The sequence below is a fragment of the Pseudarthrobacter sp. NPDC092202 genome (assembly GCF_044755505.1).
In the GTDB taxonomy this organism is placed as follows: Bacteria; Actinomycetota; Actinomycetes; order Actinomycetales; family Micrococcaceae; genus Arthrobacter.
In genome coordinates this window covers 146,990-163,677 of record NZ_JBIVRG010000011.1, presented here as the reverse complement: position 1 = coordinate 163,677, position 16,688 = coordinate 146,990, and the positions used below count along the sequence as shown (strand labels likewise).

12 protein-coding genes are annotated in these 16,688 nt (G+C 67.1%); 3 read left to right on the top strand and 9 right to left on the bottom strand.

Features of this window, described 5'->3' with window-relative positions; genetic code table 11:
* The first annotated feature begins 232 nt into the window (after positions 1 to 232).
* Complete coding sequence (locus tag ACIQF4_RS16195) at positions 233 to 1,510, top strand: thiolase family protein (protein ID WP_400516869.1); 1,278 nt, start codon at positions 233 to 235, stop codon at positions 1,508 to 1,510.
* Complete coding sequence (locus tag ACIQF4_RS16190; RefSeq protein ID WP_400516867.1) at positions 1,507 to 3,666, top strand: 3-hydroxyacyl-CoA dehydrogenase NAD-binding domain-containing protein; 2,160 nt, start codon at positions 1,507 to 1,509, stop codon at positions 3,664 to 3,666. The genes ACIQF4_RS16195 and ACIQF4_RS16190 overlap by 4 nt, the downstream gene beginning before the upstream one ends.
* Here ACIQF4_RS16190 and ACIQF4_RS16185 read toward each other — a convergent pair whose 3' ends face one another.
* Genes ACIQF4_RS16185 through ACIQF4_RS16175 form a run of 3 tightly spaced genes read right to left on the bottom strand, consistent with a single transcriptional unit; the run spans position 3,667 to position 6,836 of the window.
* Positions 3,667 to 5,259, bottom strand: coding sequence for an ABC transporter ATP-binding protein (locus ACIQF4_RS16185; protein WP_400516865.1), 1,593 nt, complete (start codon positions 5,257 to 5,259; stop codon positions 3,667 to 3,669). It abuts the gene before it with no gap.
* Between the two features lie 3 nt (positions 5,260 to 5,262).
* Entirely contained in the window at positions 5,263 to 6,006 is a 744-nt protein-coding gene (locus ACIQF4_RS16180) for an energy-coupling factor transporter transmembrane component T (RefSeq protein ID WP_350002258.1), read from the bottom strand.
* A gap of 11 nt (positions 6,007 to 6,017) precedes the next feature.
* The gene (locus ACIQF4_RS16175; RefSeq protein WP_400516863.1) at positions 6,018 to 6,836 is read right to left on the bottom strand and encodes an ECF transporter S component; all 819 of its coding nucleotides are present in this window, start codon (positions 6,834 to 6,836) and stop codon (positions 6,018 to 6,020) included.
* 212 nt (positions 6,837 to 7,048) lie between these two features.
* Between ACIQF4_RS16175 and ACIQF4_RS16170 the strand changes: the two genes are divergently transcribed.
* Positions 7,049 to 8,473, top strand: a complete 1,425-nt coding sequence (locus ACIQF4_RS16170) for a mycothione reductase (RefSeq protein ID WP_400516861.1) — start codon at positions 7,049 to 7,051, stop codon at positions 8,471 to 8,473.
* 23 nt (positions 8,474 to 8,496) lie between these two features.
* On the opposite strand, the gene ACIQF4_RS16165 is transcribed toward ACIQF4_RS16170, so the two are convergent.
* From ACIQF4_RS16165 to ACIQF4_RS16140, 6 genes are all read right to left on the bottom strand, one after another.
* Positions 8,497 to 9,522, bottom strand: a complete 1,026-nt coding sequence (locus tag ACIQF4_RS16165; RefSeq protein WP_400516860.1) for a nucleoside hydrolase — start codon at positions 9,520 to 9,522, stop codon at positions 8,497 to 8,499.
* Between the two features lie 7 nt (positions 9,523 to 9,529).
* The gene (locus ACIQF4_RS16160) at positions 9,530 to 10,507 is read right to left on the bottom strand and encodes an aldo/keto reductase (RefSeq protein WP_400516859.1); all 978 of its coding nucleotides are present in this window, start codon (positions 10,505 to 10,507) and stop codon (positions 9,530 to 9,532) included.
* 7 nt (positions 10,508 to 10,514) lie between these two features.
* The gene (locus ACIQF4_RS16155) at positions 10,515 to 11,075 is read right to left on the bottom strand and encodes a hypothetical protein (protein WP_400516857.1); all 561 of its coding nucleotides are present in this window, start codon (positions 11,073 to 11,075) and stop codon (positions 10,515 to 10,517) included.
* Positions 11,072 to 11,689: a DUF402 domain-containing protein gene (locus tag ACIQF4_RS16150; protein ID WP_350002252.1), complete on the bottom strand. Its 618-nt coding sequence runs from the start codon at positions 11,687 to 11,689 to the stop codon at positions 11,072 to 11,074. The genes ACIQF4_RS16155 and ACIQF4_RS16150 overlap by 4 nt, the downstream gene beginning before the upstream one ends.
* A complete protein-coding gene (gene dxs / locus ACIQF4_RS16145) occupies positions 11,686 to 13,659 on the bottom strand; it encodes a 1-deoxy-D-xylulose-5-phosphate synthase (protein ID WP_400516855.1) in 1,974 nt (657 codons plus the stop codon). The genes ACIQF4_RS16150 and dxs overlap by 4 nt, the downstream gene beginning before the upstream one ends.
* 143 nt (positions 13,660 to 13,802) lie before the next feature.
* The gene (locus ACIQF4_RS16140) at positions 13,803 to 16,628 is read right to left on the bottom strand and encodes an aconitate hydratase (RefSeq protein ID WP_400516854.1); all 2,826 of its coding nucleotides are present in this window, start codon (positions 16,626 to 16,628) and stop codon (positions 13,803 to 13,805) included.
* Positions 16,629 to 16,688 lie beyond the last annotated feature (60 nt).

Below are 16,688 nucleotides of genomic sequence, written 5' to 3'. Positions count from 1 at the left end.
CGCTCGGCTTCCGCAACCTCGCGAACTACACAGCCAGGAGCCTGCTCGAGGCCGGAGGTTTCAGACCCTCGCTACACCCTTGATTCCGAAGAGCCATTAAAGGAGAGAGCGTCCCTTCAACCCGGGGCCTTGCGGGCTAAGTTACTCGCGAGTAACATCGAGGGTATTGCCGCCAGGCGGCTGCCGCATACCGGCACGCAACCGGCGCCTACGTCTCGATGAGGAGTTATACGTGAGCCACCAGGAAAGCGGCGCATCCATGCGCACTGTCCGGGACGTCGTCTTTGTGGACGGCCTCCGCACACCGTTCGGCAGGGCCGGGGAAAAGGGCATCTACGCCGGCACCCGGGCTGATGACCTGATGGTGAAATGCATCCGTGAACTGCTGCGCCGGAACCCCTCCTTGCCGCCGGAGCGGATTGACGAGGTGGCCATTGCTGCCACCACCCAGACCGGAGACCAGGGCCTTACCCTGGGCCGGACCGCCGCCCTACTCGCCGGCCTGCCCAGGACGGTTCCCGGGTTCGCCATTGACCGTATGTGCGCCGGGGCGATGACTGCCGTGACATCCGTTGCCGGCGGAATCGGCTTCGGAGCCTATGACGTGGCGGTGGCAGGGGGCGTCGAGCATATGGGGAACCACCCCATGGGCTCGGGCGCCGATCCGAACCCGCGCTTTATGTCGGAGCGGCTGGTGGACCCGGCCGCCCTCAACATGGGGAACACCGCAGAGAACCTGCATGACCGTTTCCCGTCCATCACCAAAGAACGCACGGACGCCTATGCCGTGGCATCCCAGGCCAAATATGAGGCCGCCCGCCGCAGCGGCCGCATCCAGCCGGACCTGGTGCCGGTGGCAGCCATGAAGCCCGGCCAGGGGTGGTCGCTGCACACCGAGGACGAGCCCCCGCGGCCCGGGACCACCCTGGCCGACCTCGCAAGCCTCCGCACCCCGTTCCGGGCACACGGGCGGGTCACCGCAGGTAACGCGGCTGGCCTGAACGATGGCGCAACCGCCGCTGTCCTGGCCTCGTCTGACACCGCGGCGGAGCTCGGACTGCCGGTCAGAATGCGCCTGGTCAGTTATGCCTACGCGGGCGTGGAACCGGAAGTCATGGGCATCGGCCCGGTGCCCGCCACCGAGAAGGCCCTGAAGAACGCGGGGCTTTCCATCGGGGACATCGGCCTTTTCGAGATCAACGAAGCGTTCGCCGTCCAGGTCCTGAGCTTCCTTGAGCACTTTGGCATTGCCGACGACGACACCCGGGTCAACCGCTACGGCGGCGCCATCGCAGTGGGACACCCGCTGGCCTCCTCCGGCGTACGGCTGATGACCCAGCTGGCCCGGCAGTTCGAGGAAGACCCTTCCGTGCGCTACGGCATCACCACCATGTGTGTTGGCCTGGGCATGGGCGCCACGGTGATCTGGGAAAACCCCCACCATGCCGATTACAGCGGAGCCCGGCCGGCAAACTCCGCCACCCACACCGTTTCCGAAGGAGCCGCATGAGCGCCGCAGATTTCACCCGACTTGCAGACCTGTTTCCCAACGAAACAGTGACGCATTCCTACGTCCAGGACATCGAACTGCCTGCACCGGCCGGGAAGCCAAGCCCTGGCACGTTCGCCCTCATCACCCTGGACAACGGCCTGGACCATTCCAAGCCCACCACACTGGGGCCCAACACGCTGGTTGAGCTCGGCAAGGTCCTGGAGGGTCTCCGGGAACGCGCGGCCCGGGGTGAGATCGTCGGCGTGGGAGTAACGGGCAAGCCTTATTACCTGGTGGCGGGCGCCGACCTTTCCGCCGTCAAGAACCTGGACAAACGCGAGCACGGGCTGTGGATGGCGCAGCTGGGCCACGATGTGTACAGCACGCTGGCCGGCCTGGGGGTCCCCAGCTTCGCCTTCATCAACGGCGCGGCGCTGGGCGGAGGGCTGGAGATTGCCCTGCAGTCCACGTACCGCACAGTCTCCACCGGAGCAGGCGCACTTGCGCTGCCTGAAGCCGTTCTGGGCCTGGTCCCTGGCTGGGGCGGCGTGTACATCCTGCCGCGCCTGATCGGCCCGGAAAACGCGGTCAAGGTGATGATTGAGAACCCGCTCAGCAACAACCGGACCCTGACCGGACCCCAGGCGTTCAGCCTGGGTGTGGCGGACGCCCTGTTCGAGCCTGCGGATTTCCTGGAGCAGTCCCTTGCGTGGGCGGCCGGCGTCATTTCAGGCGACCTGGTCCCGGAACGGACCAACGCCGTCGATCCCGCCGACCCAGCAACCGCCGCGCGCTGGGATGCCGCCGTCACGGCAGGGCGGGCCTTCGTGGACGCGAAGACGTCCAATGCTGCGCCTGCGCCGGGAAAGGTCCTGGACATCCTCGAGGCGAACCGCACCATGACCCAGGCGCAGTCTGCTGCCCTGGAATGCGAAACCCTCGCCGACCTCATGCAGACCGACGAGTTCCGTGCCACCGTCTATGCCTTCCTGGACCTCGTCCAGAAGCGGTCCAAGCGCCCCGCCGGAGCCCCGGACCGCAAGCTGGCCCGTCCTGTCACGAAGGTTGGGGTGGTTGGCGCCGGCCTCATGGCAAGCCAGCTGGCACTGCTGTTCGCCCGCCAGCTCAAGGTCCCCGTGGTGATGACGGACATTGACCAGGCCCGGGTGGACAAGGGCGTTGGCTACGTCCACGCCGAGGTGGACAAGCTCCTGGGCAAGAAGCGCATCAGCCAGGACGCCGCCAACCGGACCAAGGCGCTGGTCACGGGCTCCGTATCCAAGGAGGTTTTCGCTGACGCGGACTTTGTGATTGAAGCCGTGTTCGAGGAACTGAACGTCAAGAAGCAGGTCTTTGCCGAACTGGAGGCCGTTGTCTCCCCGGACTGCATCCTGGCCACCAACACCTCCTCGCTGTCCGTCACCGCCATGGCGGAGGACCTGCAGCACCCGGAGCGCGTGGTGGGCTTCCACTTCTTCAACCCCGTGGCCGTCATGCCGCTCCTGGAAATTGTCCGTGCTCCGAAGACGGACGACGCCGTGCTGGCCACCGCCTTCGAACTGGCCAAGGGTCTGAAGAAGACAGCGGTGCTGGTCAAGGACGCCGCCGCGTTCGTGGTGAACCGCATCCTGTTGCGGCTGATGGGCGAGGTCACGGCCGCCTTTGATGAGGGCACCCCGGCTGAGGTGGCGGACAACGCCCTCCGTCCCATGGGCCTGCCGATGACGCCTTTCACCCTCGGCGCCATGGTGGGCCTGCCCGTGGCCCAGCACGTCCAGGAATCGTTGCACGCGGCCTTCGGCGAACGCTTCACGGTCTCCGCCAACCTGCAGAAGCTCATCGACAACGGCGTGAAGGGCCTGTGGGCGGCCGGCCCGGACGGATCGCAGGAAATCCCCGATTCCACGCTGGCACTGATGTCCTTCGGCACCTCCCCCTCAACAGCGGAGCAGGTGCTGCGGCGCACGCAGGACGCCCTGGCGGAGGAAATCGGCCTCATGCTCACCGAAGGCGTGGTTGCCGCTCCCGAGGACATCGACCTCTGCATGATCCTGGGCGCGGGCTGGCCCATGTTCCTCGGCGGCATCACCCCCTACCTCGACAGGGTGGGAGCCTCCGAGCGCGTCAACGGCAGGCGTTTCCTGCCGCCGGGAGTGGCGTCCCGTCCCGCCTAATCAGCCCTCCAGCCGCCCGCCGTCGAGCGCTACCACCCGGTGGGCAGCAGCGCGGGCATAGCCAAGATCATGCGTGACCAGCACGACGGCGGCGCCCTCCCCTGCCGCGGTACGCACCGCAGCGTCCAGCAGGGCGAGGCCGCCGCCGTCCAGCGCCACGGTGGGTTCGTCCAGGGCCAGGACTGACGGTTTGCGGGCAAGGACCGTGGCCAGGGCGAGGAGGCGCTGGCCGGAGGCGGGAAGTTCGGCTGGGTGCGTGTGCGCCGCCCCTGCCAGGCCGACGGCGGACAGTGCTTCCAGGGCACGGGAGGCTGCCTCGCCGGGGTGGAACAGGCGGTCCAGGCCGAAGCGCACTTCGCGGAGGGCGGTCCGTTCGAACAGCTGGTCCCGGGGTTGCTGGAACAGCAGGCCCACGGAGCCGGCCGCTTCCCCTGGCGGCACCCCCGCAATGTCCCTGCCGTGGACCAGGACGCGGCCCGCGGTGGGCCGGAGCAGTCCGTTGAAGTGGCGCAGCAGCGTTGATTTTCCTGCCCCGTTGGGCCCGATCACCGCTACGACCTCCCCGCTTTGGATGCGCAGGTTGATGCCCTGCAGCACCAGACTGCTGCCTGCCGCTTTTCCGCCCAGGTCGCGGCGCCGCATGTTCCTAAGTTGCGCTTCCTTGCCCCCGGCGCTGTAGTCAAAGGAGACGCCGCGGAGCTCAAGTGCGGGAACGCCGGCATCGTTGCGCGGCGGCAGGGACTCCGTCTGCACTGCCGTTTTATGCACCTGCGCCGGTGCCGTCCGGCCGCCGGAATACCGAATGCCGGCGTGCCGAATTGCGGGCGGCGGCAACCCGGGGCCGGCCCCCATTGCGGCCGGTGTGCCGCTCCCCGTGACCCTGCCGTCCGCCAGGACAACCCAGGCTCCGGCATCCAGGAGCGGCGCGTCAACCACCTGGCTGAGGACCACGACGGCGGTGCCGGCCGCCACGAGGTCCTGCAGCAGGCGTGCCAGTTCGGCAGTTCCGGCACTGTCCAGCGATGCGAAGGGCTCGTCCATGATCAGCACCCGCGGCCCTGTGATGATGGCACAGCCGATGGCGAGGCGCCGGAGCTGGCCGCCGGACAGCGCAGCCGGGTTCCGCCCCAGAAGCTCCGAGAGCCCCAGGAGGCCGGCAGTGTGGTCCACCGCGGCTTTCATGGCCTGCCGTTCCAGTGCCGCGTTTTCCAGTCCGAACGCGAGTTCTTCCGCCACCGTTGCCCGGACGGTGGACAGGACGGCGGCAGGGTCCTGGGGAACGAAGCCCACCTGCCGGCCCCACTCCGCCGGGTTGATCCGCGGGTCCGCGTCACCGCCGAAGTCCAGGCGCGTGCCTGCGAGTTCCAGGAAACCGCGGAGGCTGCCAGCGGTTCCGGGGGGAAGCCAGCCGGACAGCAGCCGGCCCAGCGTGGACTTGCCGCTTCCGGACGCTCCGAGGATGGCCGTGAACGTTCCGGGGACGAGGTTGAGGTCAATCCCCTCCAGGACGGGGGCCTCATCCCCGTGGTAGGTGAAGCTCCGGATTCCGGCTGACAGTACCGGCTGGGTTCGCATCGGGTGGGTGGCGGACATGGCTCAGCTTCCCGCCCGGGTCAGCAGCAGCCGCGCAGCAACCGCGGCTGCAGCGGCCGCCAGCAGCACACCCCGAAACACGCGCTGGCGGATCGGATCCGGAACGTCCCGGTAGCTGGTCCGCGGCCCGGGATTGCTGAAGCCCCGCGCTTCAAGGGCGGCTGTCCGCGTTCCGGCATCCTCGATCAGGGACAGGACCAGCGGCACCGCCTGCAGCCGGAACGCGGCCGCGCGGTGCAGCAGTCCGCGGCGGACCACCAGTCCACGGGACTCCTGGGCCTGCCGGATCCGTTCCGCGCGGGAGGAGATGGCCGGCAGCAGGGTCAAGGTGGAGGCGAGCACGAAGGCGAACCGTCCTTGGACACCGCGGGAGGACAGCACCGCCACCAGGTCCGGCACGCTGACGCTGAAGGAGAACACCAGGAAGCTCAGGACTACCGCCCCCAGCTGCGCTGCCCGCTCCAGGGCGAAGACAAGGCCCTCGGTGGTAATGCGGGCCACTCCCCACTCTGCCAGGACTGTCCGGCCCTCGGGAAAGAACAGCCCATGCATGGCCAGCAGCGACAAGCCCAGGGGCAGCAGCACTGCCGCAGCCGCGGGCAGCAGCTGCCGTGCCGTGCCTCCCCTTGCCGAGAGGACCACGGCAGCACCCATGACGGCGAGGGACAGCGGCCAGCTGGCTGCCGCCGTCGTTATTACCGCCGTGCTGCCAGCGGCGGCCAGGGAGGTCAGCGGATGCAGGCGCATCGGCGTGGGGGTCAGGAGCCCTGTTCGGGCGACGTGCCGGCCAGCACGCGGTGCCGGCGGACGAACGGGAACTGCAGGCGCGCGCGTCGGGGAAGCGCGTAGGCCAGGACGGCCACCACGGTGAAGACGATGGCCTTGTCCATGGGATCGGAGATGAGCGCCTGCTTGGTGATGGCGGCCAGGAGTGTGTCCCCCATGGACCGGAAGGCGCTGACGATTGCTCCGGTGGCTACGCCGGAGGTGCCGCCGAAGACGAAAGCCGCCACCGGCGCGGACACCACGCCGCCGATGATTCCGGTGACAAAACCGGCCACGGGGGCGAGGTAGAAGCGGCGGAACATCCCGTGCCGCGCGGCAAGTCCCGCCAGGCAGCCGATCAGTGCCGCGCCGGCTGCGAACGGCAGCACCGTGGGGTTGAAGAAGGACCAGACAATGCTGCTGAGCGCTCCGGTTGCGGCGCCTGCGGCCGGTCCTGCCAGCACGGCGATGAGGACCGTGCCGATCGCATCGAGGTAGAACGGGACCAGGGTGCTGCCCACGAACTGTCCCAGCACGATGTTCAACACCAGTGCCACGGGGATCAGCACCACGGTGGAGGCCGGCAACGTCGGCAGGACTGCCACGATCAGCAGGATGGCGCCCACCAGGAATCCGGAAAGGGCAATCAGGGCGGACGCGCTACCCGGCCCACCGGTGATGTCGGCCGGCTGGTTGAGGACAAGGTAGGCATAGGTGGCGGCGATGGCCGCCGCCCCGAGAATTTCCAGCAGCCGGCGTTTACGGGCGGCAGCCGGTGCCGGGGCGGGCAGCGTCAGGGAGGGCGATGACATGGAGTTCCTTCAGGGTGCGCGTGGAGGGCCCTGGAAACCGGGCCGGTGGAACGCTGCGTATGTCACCTCGGCAGCTGGCGGCAGGCTGCTGCGCCTGTTCCGTCCGCGATTATTCTACTGGCGCCGCACCGCTGCCGGGGCATCCCGTCCGGATTGGCCTAGACTGCCGGGACAGGCAAATCCGCCTGCCGCTGCCGTCGGAAAGACCTGCCATGCCCCACTATGACCTTGCCATCATCGGATCCGGCTCCGGCAACTCCCTGATCACCCCGTACTGGGACGGCAAGCGGGTGGCCCTGGTTGACGGCGGCGTCTTTGGCGGCACATGCCTCAATGTGGGATGCATTCCCACCAAGATGTTCGTGTACCCTGCCGGGCTTGCCGCGGCGCACCAGGAGGCAGCCCGGCTTGGGGTGGACCTCAGCCTGGACAAAGTGCACTGGAACGCCATCCGCGACCGGATCTTTGGCCGGATCGACTCCATCTCCTCGGCCGGCCAGGACTACCGGGCAACGGAGCTGGACCACGTTGACCTCTATGAGGAGTACGCCCGCTTCACCGGCCCGCGGGCCCTGCGGACCGAATCCGGTGTCGACATCACGGCCGGGCAGGTTGTGGTTGCCGCCGGGTCCAGGGCGGTCCTGCCCGAGGTGCCGGGGATCGGCCTGCCGCAGGTGCATACCTCTGACACCGTGATGCGGATCGACGGGCTGCCCGAAAGGGTGGTGGTGGTTGGCGGCGGCTTCATCGCTGCTGAGTTTGCCGGAATTTTCCACGGGTTCGGCTCCAGCGTGACCCAGGTCAACAGGACCAGGCGCCTGTTGCGCGGCCACGACGCCGAAATCTCCGGGCGGTTCGCGGCGGCGGCGGCAAGCCTTTGGAGGCTGGAACTGGGCTTCTCGCTCCAGTCCATCGAGGACAACGGCGACGGCACCGTTGTGGTGAACTTTGCCGATGCCGGCGGCCGGCCGCTGCACATACCTGCGGATGTTGTACTCATGGCCACCGGCAGGGTTCCCAACACGGACCGGCTGGGCGTGGAGGCCGCCGGGTTCGATGTGAACGACGACGGCACCCTGGCCGTCGATGCCAGCCTGCGGATCCTTTCCCGCGGCACCCCATTGGACGGCGTCTACGCCCTGGGCGACGTGGCCAACCCGTACCAGCTCAAGCACGTGGCCAACCGGGAAGCACGCGTGGTGGCGCACAACCTGGAACACCCGGACCGGTTGCGCCGCATCGACTACACCGCCGTGCCCTCCGCGGTCTTCTCCAACCCGCAGGTGGCATCGGTTGGCCTCACCGAAGCCGAGGCCCGGTCACAGGCAGCCGCGGGAACCGACGTGGTGACAGCGGTCCAGGACTATGGCACCACCGCCTACGGCTGGGCCATGGAGGACGGGGAAGGCGTGGTGAAGCTTGTGGCCGAGCGTGCCTCGGGCAGGCTGCTGGGCGCCCACATCCTGGGCCATGAAGCGTCCATCCTCCTCCAGCCCCTGGTCCAGGCCATGGCAGGGTCCGTGCCAGTCCATGAGCTGGCCCGGGGCCCGTACTGGATCCACCCGGCGCTGACCGAGGTGGTGGAAAATGCCCTCCTGGCATTGGACATCGACCTGCCGGAGGACGCCCCGCTGTAGTCCCGCCGTCGTCAGCGGTCCCCTCAGCCGACCCGGGCGGCGAGGCTGCCCACAGCGGAGACCAGCTCCCGGAAGGCCGCTGCCGGATGGTGGGCGGAGACCACGCGTGCGTTCGGCGGGGCGCCCCACAGTCCGCGGAAGTCTGCCACCGTGGTGCCCATCAGGAGCGGCGACCCGGTCTCGACGTCCACTGTGGCGGGACGGGCCTGAAACTCCAGGGTTCCCGCTGCCACGCCCGCGGCGAAGAAGTCGTGGACGTGGGCCAGGTATCCCTGGTCGTAGTGCCGGTGGAACTCGAAGTAGAACCGCAGTGCGTCGGACAGGTGCCGGACCAGGGTGTTGTCCGAGGTGCTGCGCAGTCCTTCCGGCTGTTCGGGCAGCACCAGTTCGGGGATGCGCGCACCGGCCGCTTCCGCCAGCTGCCGCACGTGGTGGGGGTGCAGTTCCATCCGCTCGGTGGTATCCAGCGAGCACACAACAGGAAGCTTCTCCTGCGGCAGGCCGCGGAACGCGGCGTACACTTCCTTGGCCGCGTGCGGGTCAACGTGGGTGTTCCACTCGGCCGTGGGCGTTGTGTTGCCCTGGTGGTAGAAGCTGCCGCCCATGATCACCACCCCGGCCAGCAGGCGGGGAAGTTCCGGTTCCTCCCGCAGGGCCAGCGCAAAGTTGGTCAGGGGCGCAGTGATGAGGGCGGTGAGCTCCCCGGGGCGGCTGCGGGCGTGTTCAACCCAGAGGTCAACGGCGTTCCGCCCGGACACCGCACCGGAGGGTTGAGGCAGGACCGCGTAGCCGATCCCCTGGGGTCCGTGGGTCTCGGGAGTGGTGAGCAGCGGTATGGCCAGGGGCTTACGCGCGCCGATGGCCACCTCCACACCCGGCCGGCCGCACAGTTCGAGCAAGGCCAGGGTGTTGCGTGCCACCTGGTCCGCGTCCACGTTTCCCGGTGTTGCGGTGACGGAAACGAACTCTGTGTCCGGCAGGGCGGCAAGGTAGGCCAGGGCAAGGGCATCGTCGATGCCCGTGTCCACGTCCAGCAGGAAAGCGGTCATCCCGGTCCTAGAACAGGGCAACCTTGGGAGCGGCCGGGAAGATACTGTCCAGCTCCGCAAGGTCTTTCTCCGAGGGCACCCAGCCGGCTGATTCGGCGTTCTGGCGGACCTGGTCCGGCGTGGTGGCGCCGGCGATGACGCTGGCCACCGAGGGCTGGGCCGCCAGCCAGGAGAAGGCCACCTGGATTTCGGCCAGGCCGCGGTCCCTGGCGAAATCGCCGAACCTGCGCAGCTGGTCCCAGTCGGCGTCGTGGACCAAGTGCTGGCGGGTGTGGCTGAGCCGCGATCCGTCCGGGGCGTGGCCGGGCGAGTACTTGCCGGTCAGCAGTCCGTTGGAGAGCGGGAAGTAGGGCAGGACGCCCAGGCCGAATTCTTCCGCAGCCGGCGTCACCTCAAGCTCGGCGCGCCGGTCCAGGAGGTTGTAGTGGTTTTGCGTGGAGATGAAGCGGGTGCAGCCCAGTTCCCTGGCCACGTACTCGGCCTGCGCGATCTGCCAGCCGGCCCGGTTTGAGTGGCCGATGTAGCGGACCTTGCCGCTGTTGACGAGGCTGTCCAGTGCGGACAGGGTCTCATCGATGGGAGTCAAGGGGTCAGGCGTGTGGAACTGGTAGAGGTCGATCCAGTCGGTGCCCAGCCGCCGCAGCGATGCCTCCACGGCCTGGATGATGTAGCGGCGTGATCCGCGGGCGCCGAAGTCGGGGCCGCTGGCACCCTTCATGTCCATGCCGAACTTGGTGGCCAGGACGACGTCCGCCCGCCTTGCGCCGAGCGCCTTGCCGAGCATCGCCTCGCTGAGCCCGGGTTCCCGCCCGTAGGTATCGGCGACGTCGAACAGCGTGATCCCGGCGTCGATCGCTGCGTGGACCACGGCGTCCGTGGCCTCCTGGGATTCGGTGGCGGTGTTGGCGCGGCCCAGGTTGTTGCAGCCCAGGCCGACGGCGGAGACGGTCAGGCCGGATTTTCCGAGCCGGCGGTACGTGGGCATTGTGCTCCTAGAGGCTGAAGCCGGCAGCCGGCTTGGCGGAATACTTGAGCTTGAAGTTGCCGGGCTCGGTGAAGGGGGCTGCGCCGATGCTCAGCTTGGTGAAGTCCAGGTCCTCGCCGCGGATGCACACCTTGACGGCGTTGACGGCCTTGTTCACCTCCGGGCACAGGCAGAAGATGTTGAGCTTGTAGTCCGTGAATTCGGAACGTTCCACCGTCCCCAGTCCACGCCAGGCCAGGTGGCTGATGAGCGCGTCGGTGGCCTTTTCCTCCAGGTAGCGGTCCCTGTCGGTGCCCTCACGGGTCTTCAGCGCGAACTGGGCCACCACCCAGAACTGTTCCTTTTCCGGAATCTCTGCGTAGCCGTCCTCGGCGCACTGGGCCGCGAAAGCGTCCAGGAGGCTCTCCGCCGCCTCGGGGGTGGAGACATCTGTCTCCTCGGTTTTGCTTTGGTGGCCCACAGCGCCGTAGTTCATCACGAACTGGCTGTAGTCCTCGTCATACCAGGCCTCCCGGAAATGGAGGGTGCCCTCGTCGTCGCGCTTGTAGACCCTGACAATTCCGCTCATGACCGTCCCTTGGTAAACCATTCGACGTCGGTGCCGTCGAATGGTGCGTTCTGCGCCTTTACGGCCTGGTAAAGCTGGTCCGCCGAAGCCTCGAGGGATTCGGCAAGTGCGGCGGGGTAGTCCATGGCCACCCGGTGCTCGGCGAATTCGTCCTCGTCGTCAATGAACACGCCCCTGGCGGCCGTCCGGACGACGTCCAGGTCCATGTCGATGACATGGAATTCGGTGACGGCGGGACGGATGGTGCTCCATTCGTGGGCGACGGCCAGGTCGATGTAGACCCGCACCCCACCTGGGTGTGCGTCGTCGTAGAACGTGGCCACCCAGTCGCCTTCGCGCGGCACAAGGAGCACGGCATCAGACTGGGTGTAGAACGCCGCGCCCGGACGGGAACAGAATTCATTGGTTCCCTGGAAAATCCACCAGCCGTGCCGGTCCTCGCCGAGGTAGCGTCCGGGTACCACCCAGTGGGCTTTGCCGTTCCATTTCCGGTTCCGGGCGACCACCAGCTGGCCGGGATGAAGGTTCTCCGGTACCCGCGTTGCCCCCGGGTGGTTTTCCCCTGCAGGTTCCCCCAGGACACCGGGGTATTTCAGCTCAGCCTCTCCCCTCACAGAATCGGAAGGCTTCCGGTGGTGGGGTGCTGCTGGCCGGGCAGGGGACGCGCAAAGGGGACCTTTGTGCCGAGAACCTGCGCAACGACGTCGTGCGTGATCTGCTGGGCCGTCAGGCCCACGCGTTCGAGGATCTGGGCGCGGGTGCCGTGGTCCAGGAATTCGACTGGAAGGCCCACCTCGTTCAGGGCGGTGTCCACGCCCGCGGCCCGCATTTCCTGTCGGATCCGCGAACCGACGCCGCCGGCACGGACGCCGTCCTCAATACAGATCACCAGGCGGTGGTGCGAGGCCAGCGCGATGATGGAACGCGGGACGGGCAGGACCCAGCGCGGGTCCACCACGGTGGTGCTGATGCCCTGCGCGCCGAGGCGGTTGGACACATCCAGCGCGAGTTCGGACATGGCACCCACGCTGACGATCAGGACATCGTTTTCCGTGGAGCCGCTGGGCCGCCGGGCCAGCACGTCAACGCCGTCGCTGAGGCGTTCAAGGGCTTCCACTTCCGCGCCCACGGATCCCTTGGAGAAGCGGACCACGGTGGGAGCGTCGCCGATTGCCACGGCCTCCCGAAGCTCCTCGCGCAGCCGGCTGGCATCGCGCGGGGCTGCAAGGTGGAGTCCGGGGACGATCTGGACCATGGACATGTCCCACATGCCGTGGTGGCTGGCCCCGTCCGGACCGGTGACGCCTGCGCGGTCCAGGACGATGGTCACGCCGGCCTTGTGCAGGGCCACGTCCATGAGGAGCTGGTCGAAGGCCCGGTTCAGGAAGGTTGCATAGACGGCAACCACGGGGTGCAGCCCGCCGAAGGCCATGCCGGCGGCGGATGTGAGTGCGTGCTGTTCGGCGATTCCGACGTCGATCACGCGGTCCGGGTGCCGGGCCGCGAATTTATGCAGGCCAACGGGGATGAGCATGGCGCCGGTGATGCCGACGACGTCCTTCCGCTCATCGGCGATGGCTGCGATTTCGTCGGCGAAGACCGAGGTCCAGGACTGGGCGCCGGCGGCGCCGGTGGGCTCGCCGGTCTCGGGGTCGATGATGCCGACGGCATGGAACTGGTCTGCCTCGTTGGCGCGGGCGGGGGCGTAGCCGTGGCCCTTTTCGGTCATCGCATGCACAATGACGGGCCCGCCGTAGTGCTTGGCCGTGGACAGTGCGTGTTCCATTGCCTGGAGGTTGTGGCCGTCCACGGGACCGATGTACTTCATGCCCAGGTCTTCGAACATGCCTTGCGGGGCCCACCAGTCCTTGATGCCCTTTTTCATGGCGTGCAGGCTCTTGTAGGTGAACTGGCCCGCCGGTCCCCCGTTTTGGAGTTTCTTCTTCCACCAGTCGAGTGCCACTTCGTAGGCCGGTGCCGTCCGGAAGGAGTCGATCGTGGGGCGCAGGGACGCAAGGTAGTCCGCGAAACCGCCCACGGTGGGCGCATAGGACCTGCCATTGTCATTGACCACAATCACGACGCGGCGCTTTTTGTCCGCAGCGATGTTGTTGATGGCTTCCCAGGCCATGCCGCCGGTCAGCGCACCGTCGCCCACCACAGCGATGACGTACCGGTCGCCTTCCCCTGTGAGCTGGCGGGCACGGGAGATGCCGTCCGCCCAGGACAGCGACGAGGAAGCGTGCGAGCTTTCCACAATGTCGTGCTCTGATTCGGCCCGGGAGGGGTAGCCGGAGATTCCGCCCTCCTGGCGCAGGGTGCTGAAATCCTGGCGCCCGGTCAGCAGCTTGTGGACATACGACTGGTGGCCGGTGTCGAAGACAATGCTGTCACGGGGCGAGTCGAAGATGCGGTGCACGGCAAGCGTCAGTTCCACCACGCCAAGGTTGGGTCCGAGGTGTCCGCCCGTCTGGGAGACGTTCGTGATCAGGAAGGCCCTGACCTCCGAAGCCAGCTGCTTCAGCTGGTCTTCTGACAACTCGTTCAGGTCTTGCGGATTCCGGATGGTCTCCAAGATTCCCACTGACCCCTCCTTCAGGTGGTAGACGTGCCGTTTAACTCTAACGCCTTGGTCCGCAGGACCAGACGTACCTGCACAGCCGAAGCCCCGGCTGGTCGGTGACCGGCCGGGGCTTCGGGATGGTGGTGCCTGCTGGGCAGTTACCGCTAGTTCGCGGAGATCTGGCGCAGGACGTACTGCAGGATGCCGCCGTTGCGGTAGTAGTCCGCTTCACCGGGGGTATCGATGCGCAGGACGGCGTCGAACGTCGTCGAGCTGCCGTCCTCGGCGGTGGCCGTGACCTTGAGCGTCTTGGGCGTGGTGCCCTCGTTCAGGGCGGTGACGCCCTCAACCGAGAACGTTTCCGTGCCGGACAGGCCCAGTGTGGCGGCGGATTCGCCGGCCGGGAACTGCAGCGGCAGGACGCCCATGCCGATGAGGTTGGAGCGGTGGATGCGCTCGTAGCTCTCGGCGATGACAGCCTTGACGCCCAACAGGGCGGTACCCTTGGCAGCCCAGTCACGGGAGGAACCGGATCCGTATTCCTTGCCCGCCAGGACCACCAGCGGGGTGCCGGCTGCCTGGTAGTTCTGCGCGGCATCGTAAACGTAGGCCTGCGGGCCGCCTTCCTGGCTGAAGTCGCGGGTGAAGCCGCCCTCGACGCCGTCCAGGATCTGGTTCTTGATGCGGATGTTCGCGAACGTTCCGCGGATCATGACCTCGTGGTTGCCGCGGCGGGAACCGTACGAGTTGAAGTCCTTGCGCTCCACACCGTTGGCCAGGAGGTACTGGCCTGCAGGGGTGTCCGACTTGAACGAACCGGCCGGGGAGATGTGGTCGGTGGTGACCGAATCGCCCAGCTTGAGCAGGACGCGGGCGCCCGTGATGTCCTTGACCGGCTCCGGCTGCGCCTGCATGCCCTCGAAGTACGGGGGCTTACGGACGTAGGTGGAGTTCGGATCCCAGGCGAAGGTGTCGCCGGCGGGCGTATCGAGCGCCTTCCAGCGGTCGTCACCCTCAAAAACGCCCTCGTAGCCCTTGGCGAACATTTCCTTGTCGATCGAGGAATCAATGACCTGCTGGACCTCGACCGGGTTGGGCCAGATGTCCTTCAGGAAGACGTCGTTACCGTCCTTGTCCTGGCCCAGGGCGTCGGTTGCGAAATCGAAGTCCATGGAACCGGCCAGGGCGTAGGCGATGACCAGCGGCGGGGATGCCAGGTAGTTCATCTTGACGTCCGGGTTGATGCGGCCTTCGAAGTTGCGGTTGCCCGAGAGGACGGCCGCGACGGCGAGGTCATTGGCCTGGATGGCTTCCGAAACTTCGGCTTCCAGCGGGCCGGAGTTGCCGATGCAGGTGGCGCAGCCGTAGCCCACGATGTAGAAGCCAAGCTTCTCCAAGTAGGGCGTCAGGCCCGACTTCTCGTAGTAGTCGGTGACAACCTTCGAGCCCGGGGCAACGGAGGTCTTGACCCATGGCTTGGAGGTCAGGCCCTTGTCCACGGCGTTGCGTGCCAGGACTGCCGCGGCCAGCATGACCGACGGGTTGGAGGTGTTGGTGCAGGAGGTGATGGATGCGATGGTGACTGCACCGTGGTCCAGCTCGAACTCGCGGCCGTCAGCCATCTTTACCGGGACCGGCTGGGAGACGCGTCCCGCTCCCCCGTGGCCTGCCGAGTACTTCGGCGGCTCGCGGTCGGTATCGGAGACGTGGGTCGCTCCCCCGGTGAAGGACGGAGCGTCCGAAGCCGGGAAGGTTTCCTCGAGCGACTCGTCCAGGGTGCCGGCGTTGGCGTCGTGGGAGACGTAGTTCTTCAGGTCGTGGCGGAATTCGTCCTTGGCCTCGGTCAGTTCGATGCGGTCCTGCGGGCGCTTGGGGCCGGCGATGGACGGAACAACCGTGGACAGGTCCAGTTCCAGGTACTCGGAGAACTTGATCTCGCGGGAAGGATCGTGCCAGAGGCCCTGTTCCTTGGCGTAGGCCTCCACGAGTGCCACGTTCTGGTCCGAACGGCCGGTGAGGCGCAGGTAGTCCAGGGTGACGTCGTCGATCGGGAACATGGCAGCCGTGGAACCGAATTCCGGGCTCATGTTGCCGATGGTGGCGCGGTTGGCCAGCGGCACAGCGGCAACGCCTTCGCCGTAGAACTCCACGAACTTGCCCACGACACCGTGCTTGCGGAGCTGCTCGGTGATGGTGAGCACCACGTCGGTGGCGGTGGCGCCGGCGGGGATGGAGCCGGTCAGCTTGAAGCCCACAACACGCGGGATCAGCATGGAGACGGGCTGGCCCAGCATGGCGGCCTCGGCTTCGATGCCGCCGACGCCCCATCCGAGGACACCCAGGCCGTTGACCATGGTGGTGTGCGAGTCGGTACCGACGCAGGTGTCCGGGTAGGCGCGCAGGGCACCGTCAACTTCGCGGGTCATGACCGTGCGGGCCAGGTATTCGATGTTGACCTGGTGGACGATGCCGGTTCCCGGCGGGACGACCTTGAAGTCGTCGAACGCAGTCTGGCCCCAGCGCAGGAACTGGTAACGCTCCCCGTTGCGCTGGTATTCGATCTCCATGTTGCGCTCCAGTGCGCCGGAGTTGCCGAAGGCGTCGATCTGGACCGAGTGGTCAATGACCATCTCGGCAGGCGCCAGGGGGTTGACCCGCTTGGGGTCGCCACCCAGTTCCTTGACCGCTTCGCGCATCGTCGCCAGGTCAACCACGCAGGGAACGCCGGTGAAGTCCTGCATTATCACGCGTGCCGGCGTGAACTGGATTTCTGTATCGGGCTGGGCATTCGGATCCCAGCCTGCCAAGGCGCGGACGTGATCGGCAGTGATGTTCGCGCCGTCCTCGGTCCTCAACAGGTTTTCAAGCAATACCTTGAGGCTGAACGGAAGGTTTTCTGCACCTTCAACGGAGTTCAACCGGAAAATTTCGTATTCGGTTCCGGCTACATTAAGTTTGCCTTTTGAACCGAAGCTGTCCACAGTGCTCATCGCAGGACTCCTCTCGCAACAGTTTCATCTTTGTCGCGCGGTTGACCGCCTGCTAGTTAG

Bases quoted from the DNA above. Each gene is read 5' to 3' on its own strand.
- ACIQF4_RS16190 (WP_400516867.1), top strand. From the start codon at position 1,507: ATGAGCGCCGCAGATTTCACCCGACTTGCAGACCTGTTTCCCAACGAA.
- ACIQF4_RS16185 (WP_400516865.1), bottom strand. From the start codon at position 5,259: ATGTCCGCCACCCACCCGATGCGAACCCAGCCGGTACTGTCAGCCGGA.
- ACIQF4_RS16180 (WP_350002258.1), bottom strand. From the start codon at position 6,006: ATGCGCCTGCATCCGCTGACCTCCCTGGCCGCCGCTGGCAGCACGGCG.
- ACIQF4_RS16175 (WP_400516863.1), bottom strand. From the start codon at position 6,836: ATGTCATCGCCCTCCCTGACGCTGCCCGCCCCGGCACCGGCTGCCGCC.
- ACIQF4_RS16170 (WP_400516861.1), top strand. From the start codon at position 7,049: ATGCCCCACTATGACCTTGCCATCATCGGATCCGGCTCCGGCAACTCC.
- ACIQF4_RS16165 (WP_400516860.1), bottom strand. From the start codon at position 9,522: ATGACCGCTTTCCTGCTGGACGTGGACACGGGCATCGACGATGCCCTT.
- ACIQF4_RS16160 (WP_400516859.1), bottom strand. From the start codon at position 10,507: ATGCCCACGTACCGCCGGCTCGGAAAATCCGGCCTGACCGTCTCCGCC.
- ACIQF4_RS16155 (WP_400516857.1), bottom strand. From the start codon at position 11,075: ATGAGCGGAATTGTCAGGGTCTACAAGCGCGACGACGAGGGCACCCTC.
- ACIQF4_RS16140 (WP_400516854.1), bottom strand. From the start codon at position 16,628: ATGAGCACTGTGGACAGCTTCGGTTCAAAAGGCAAACTTAATGTAGCC.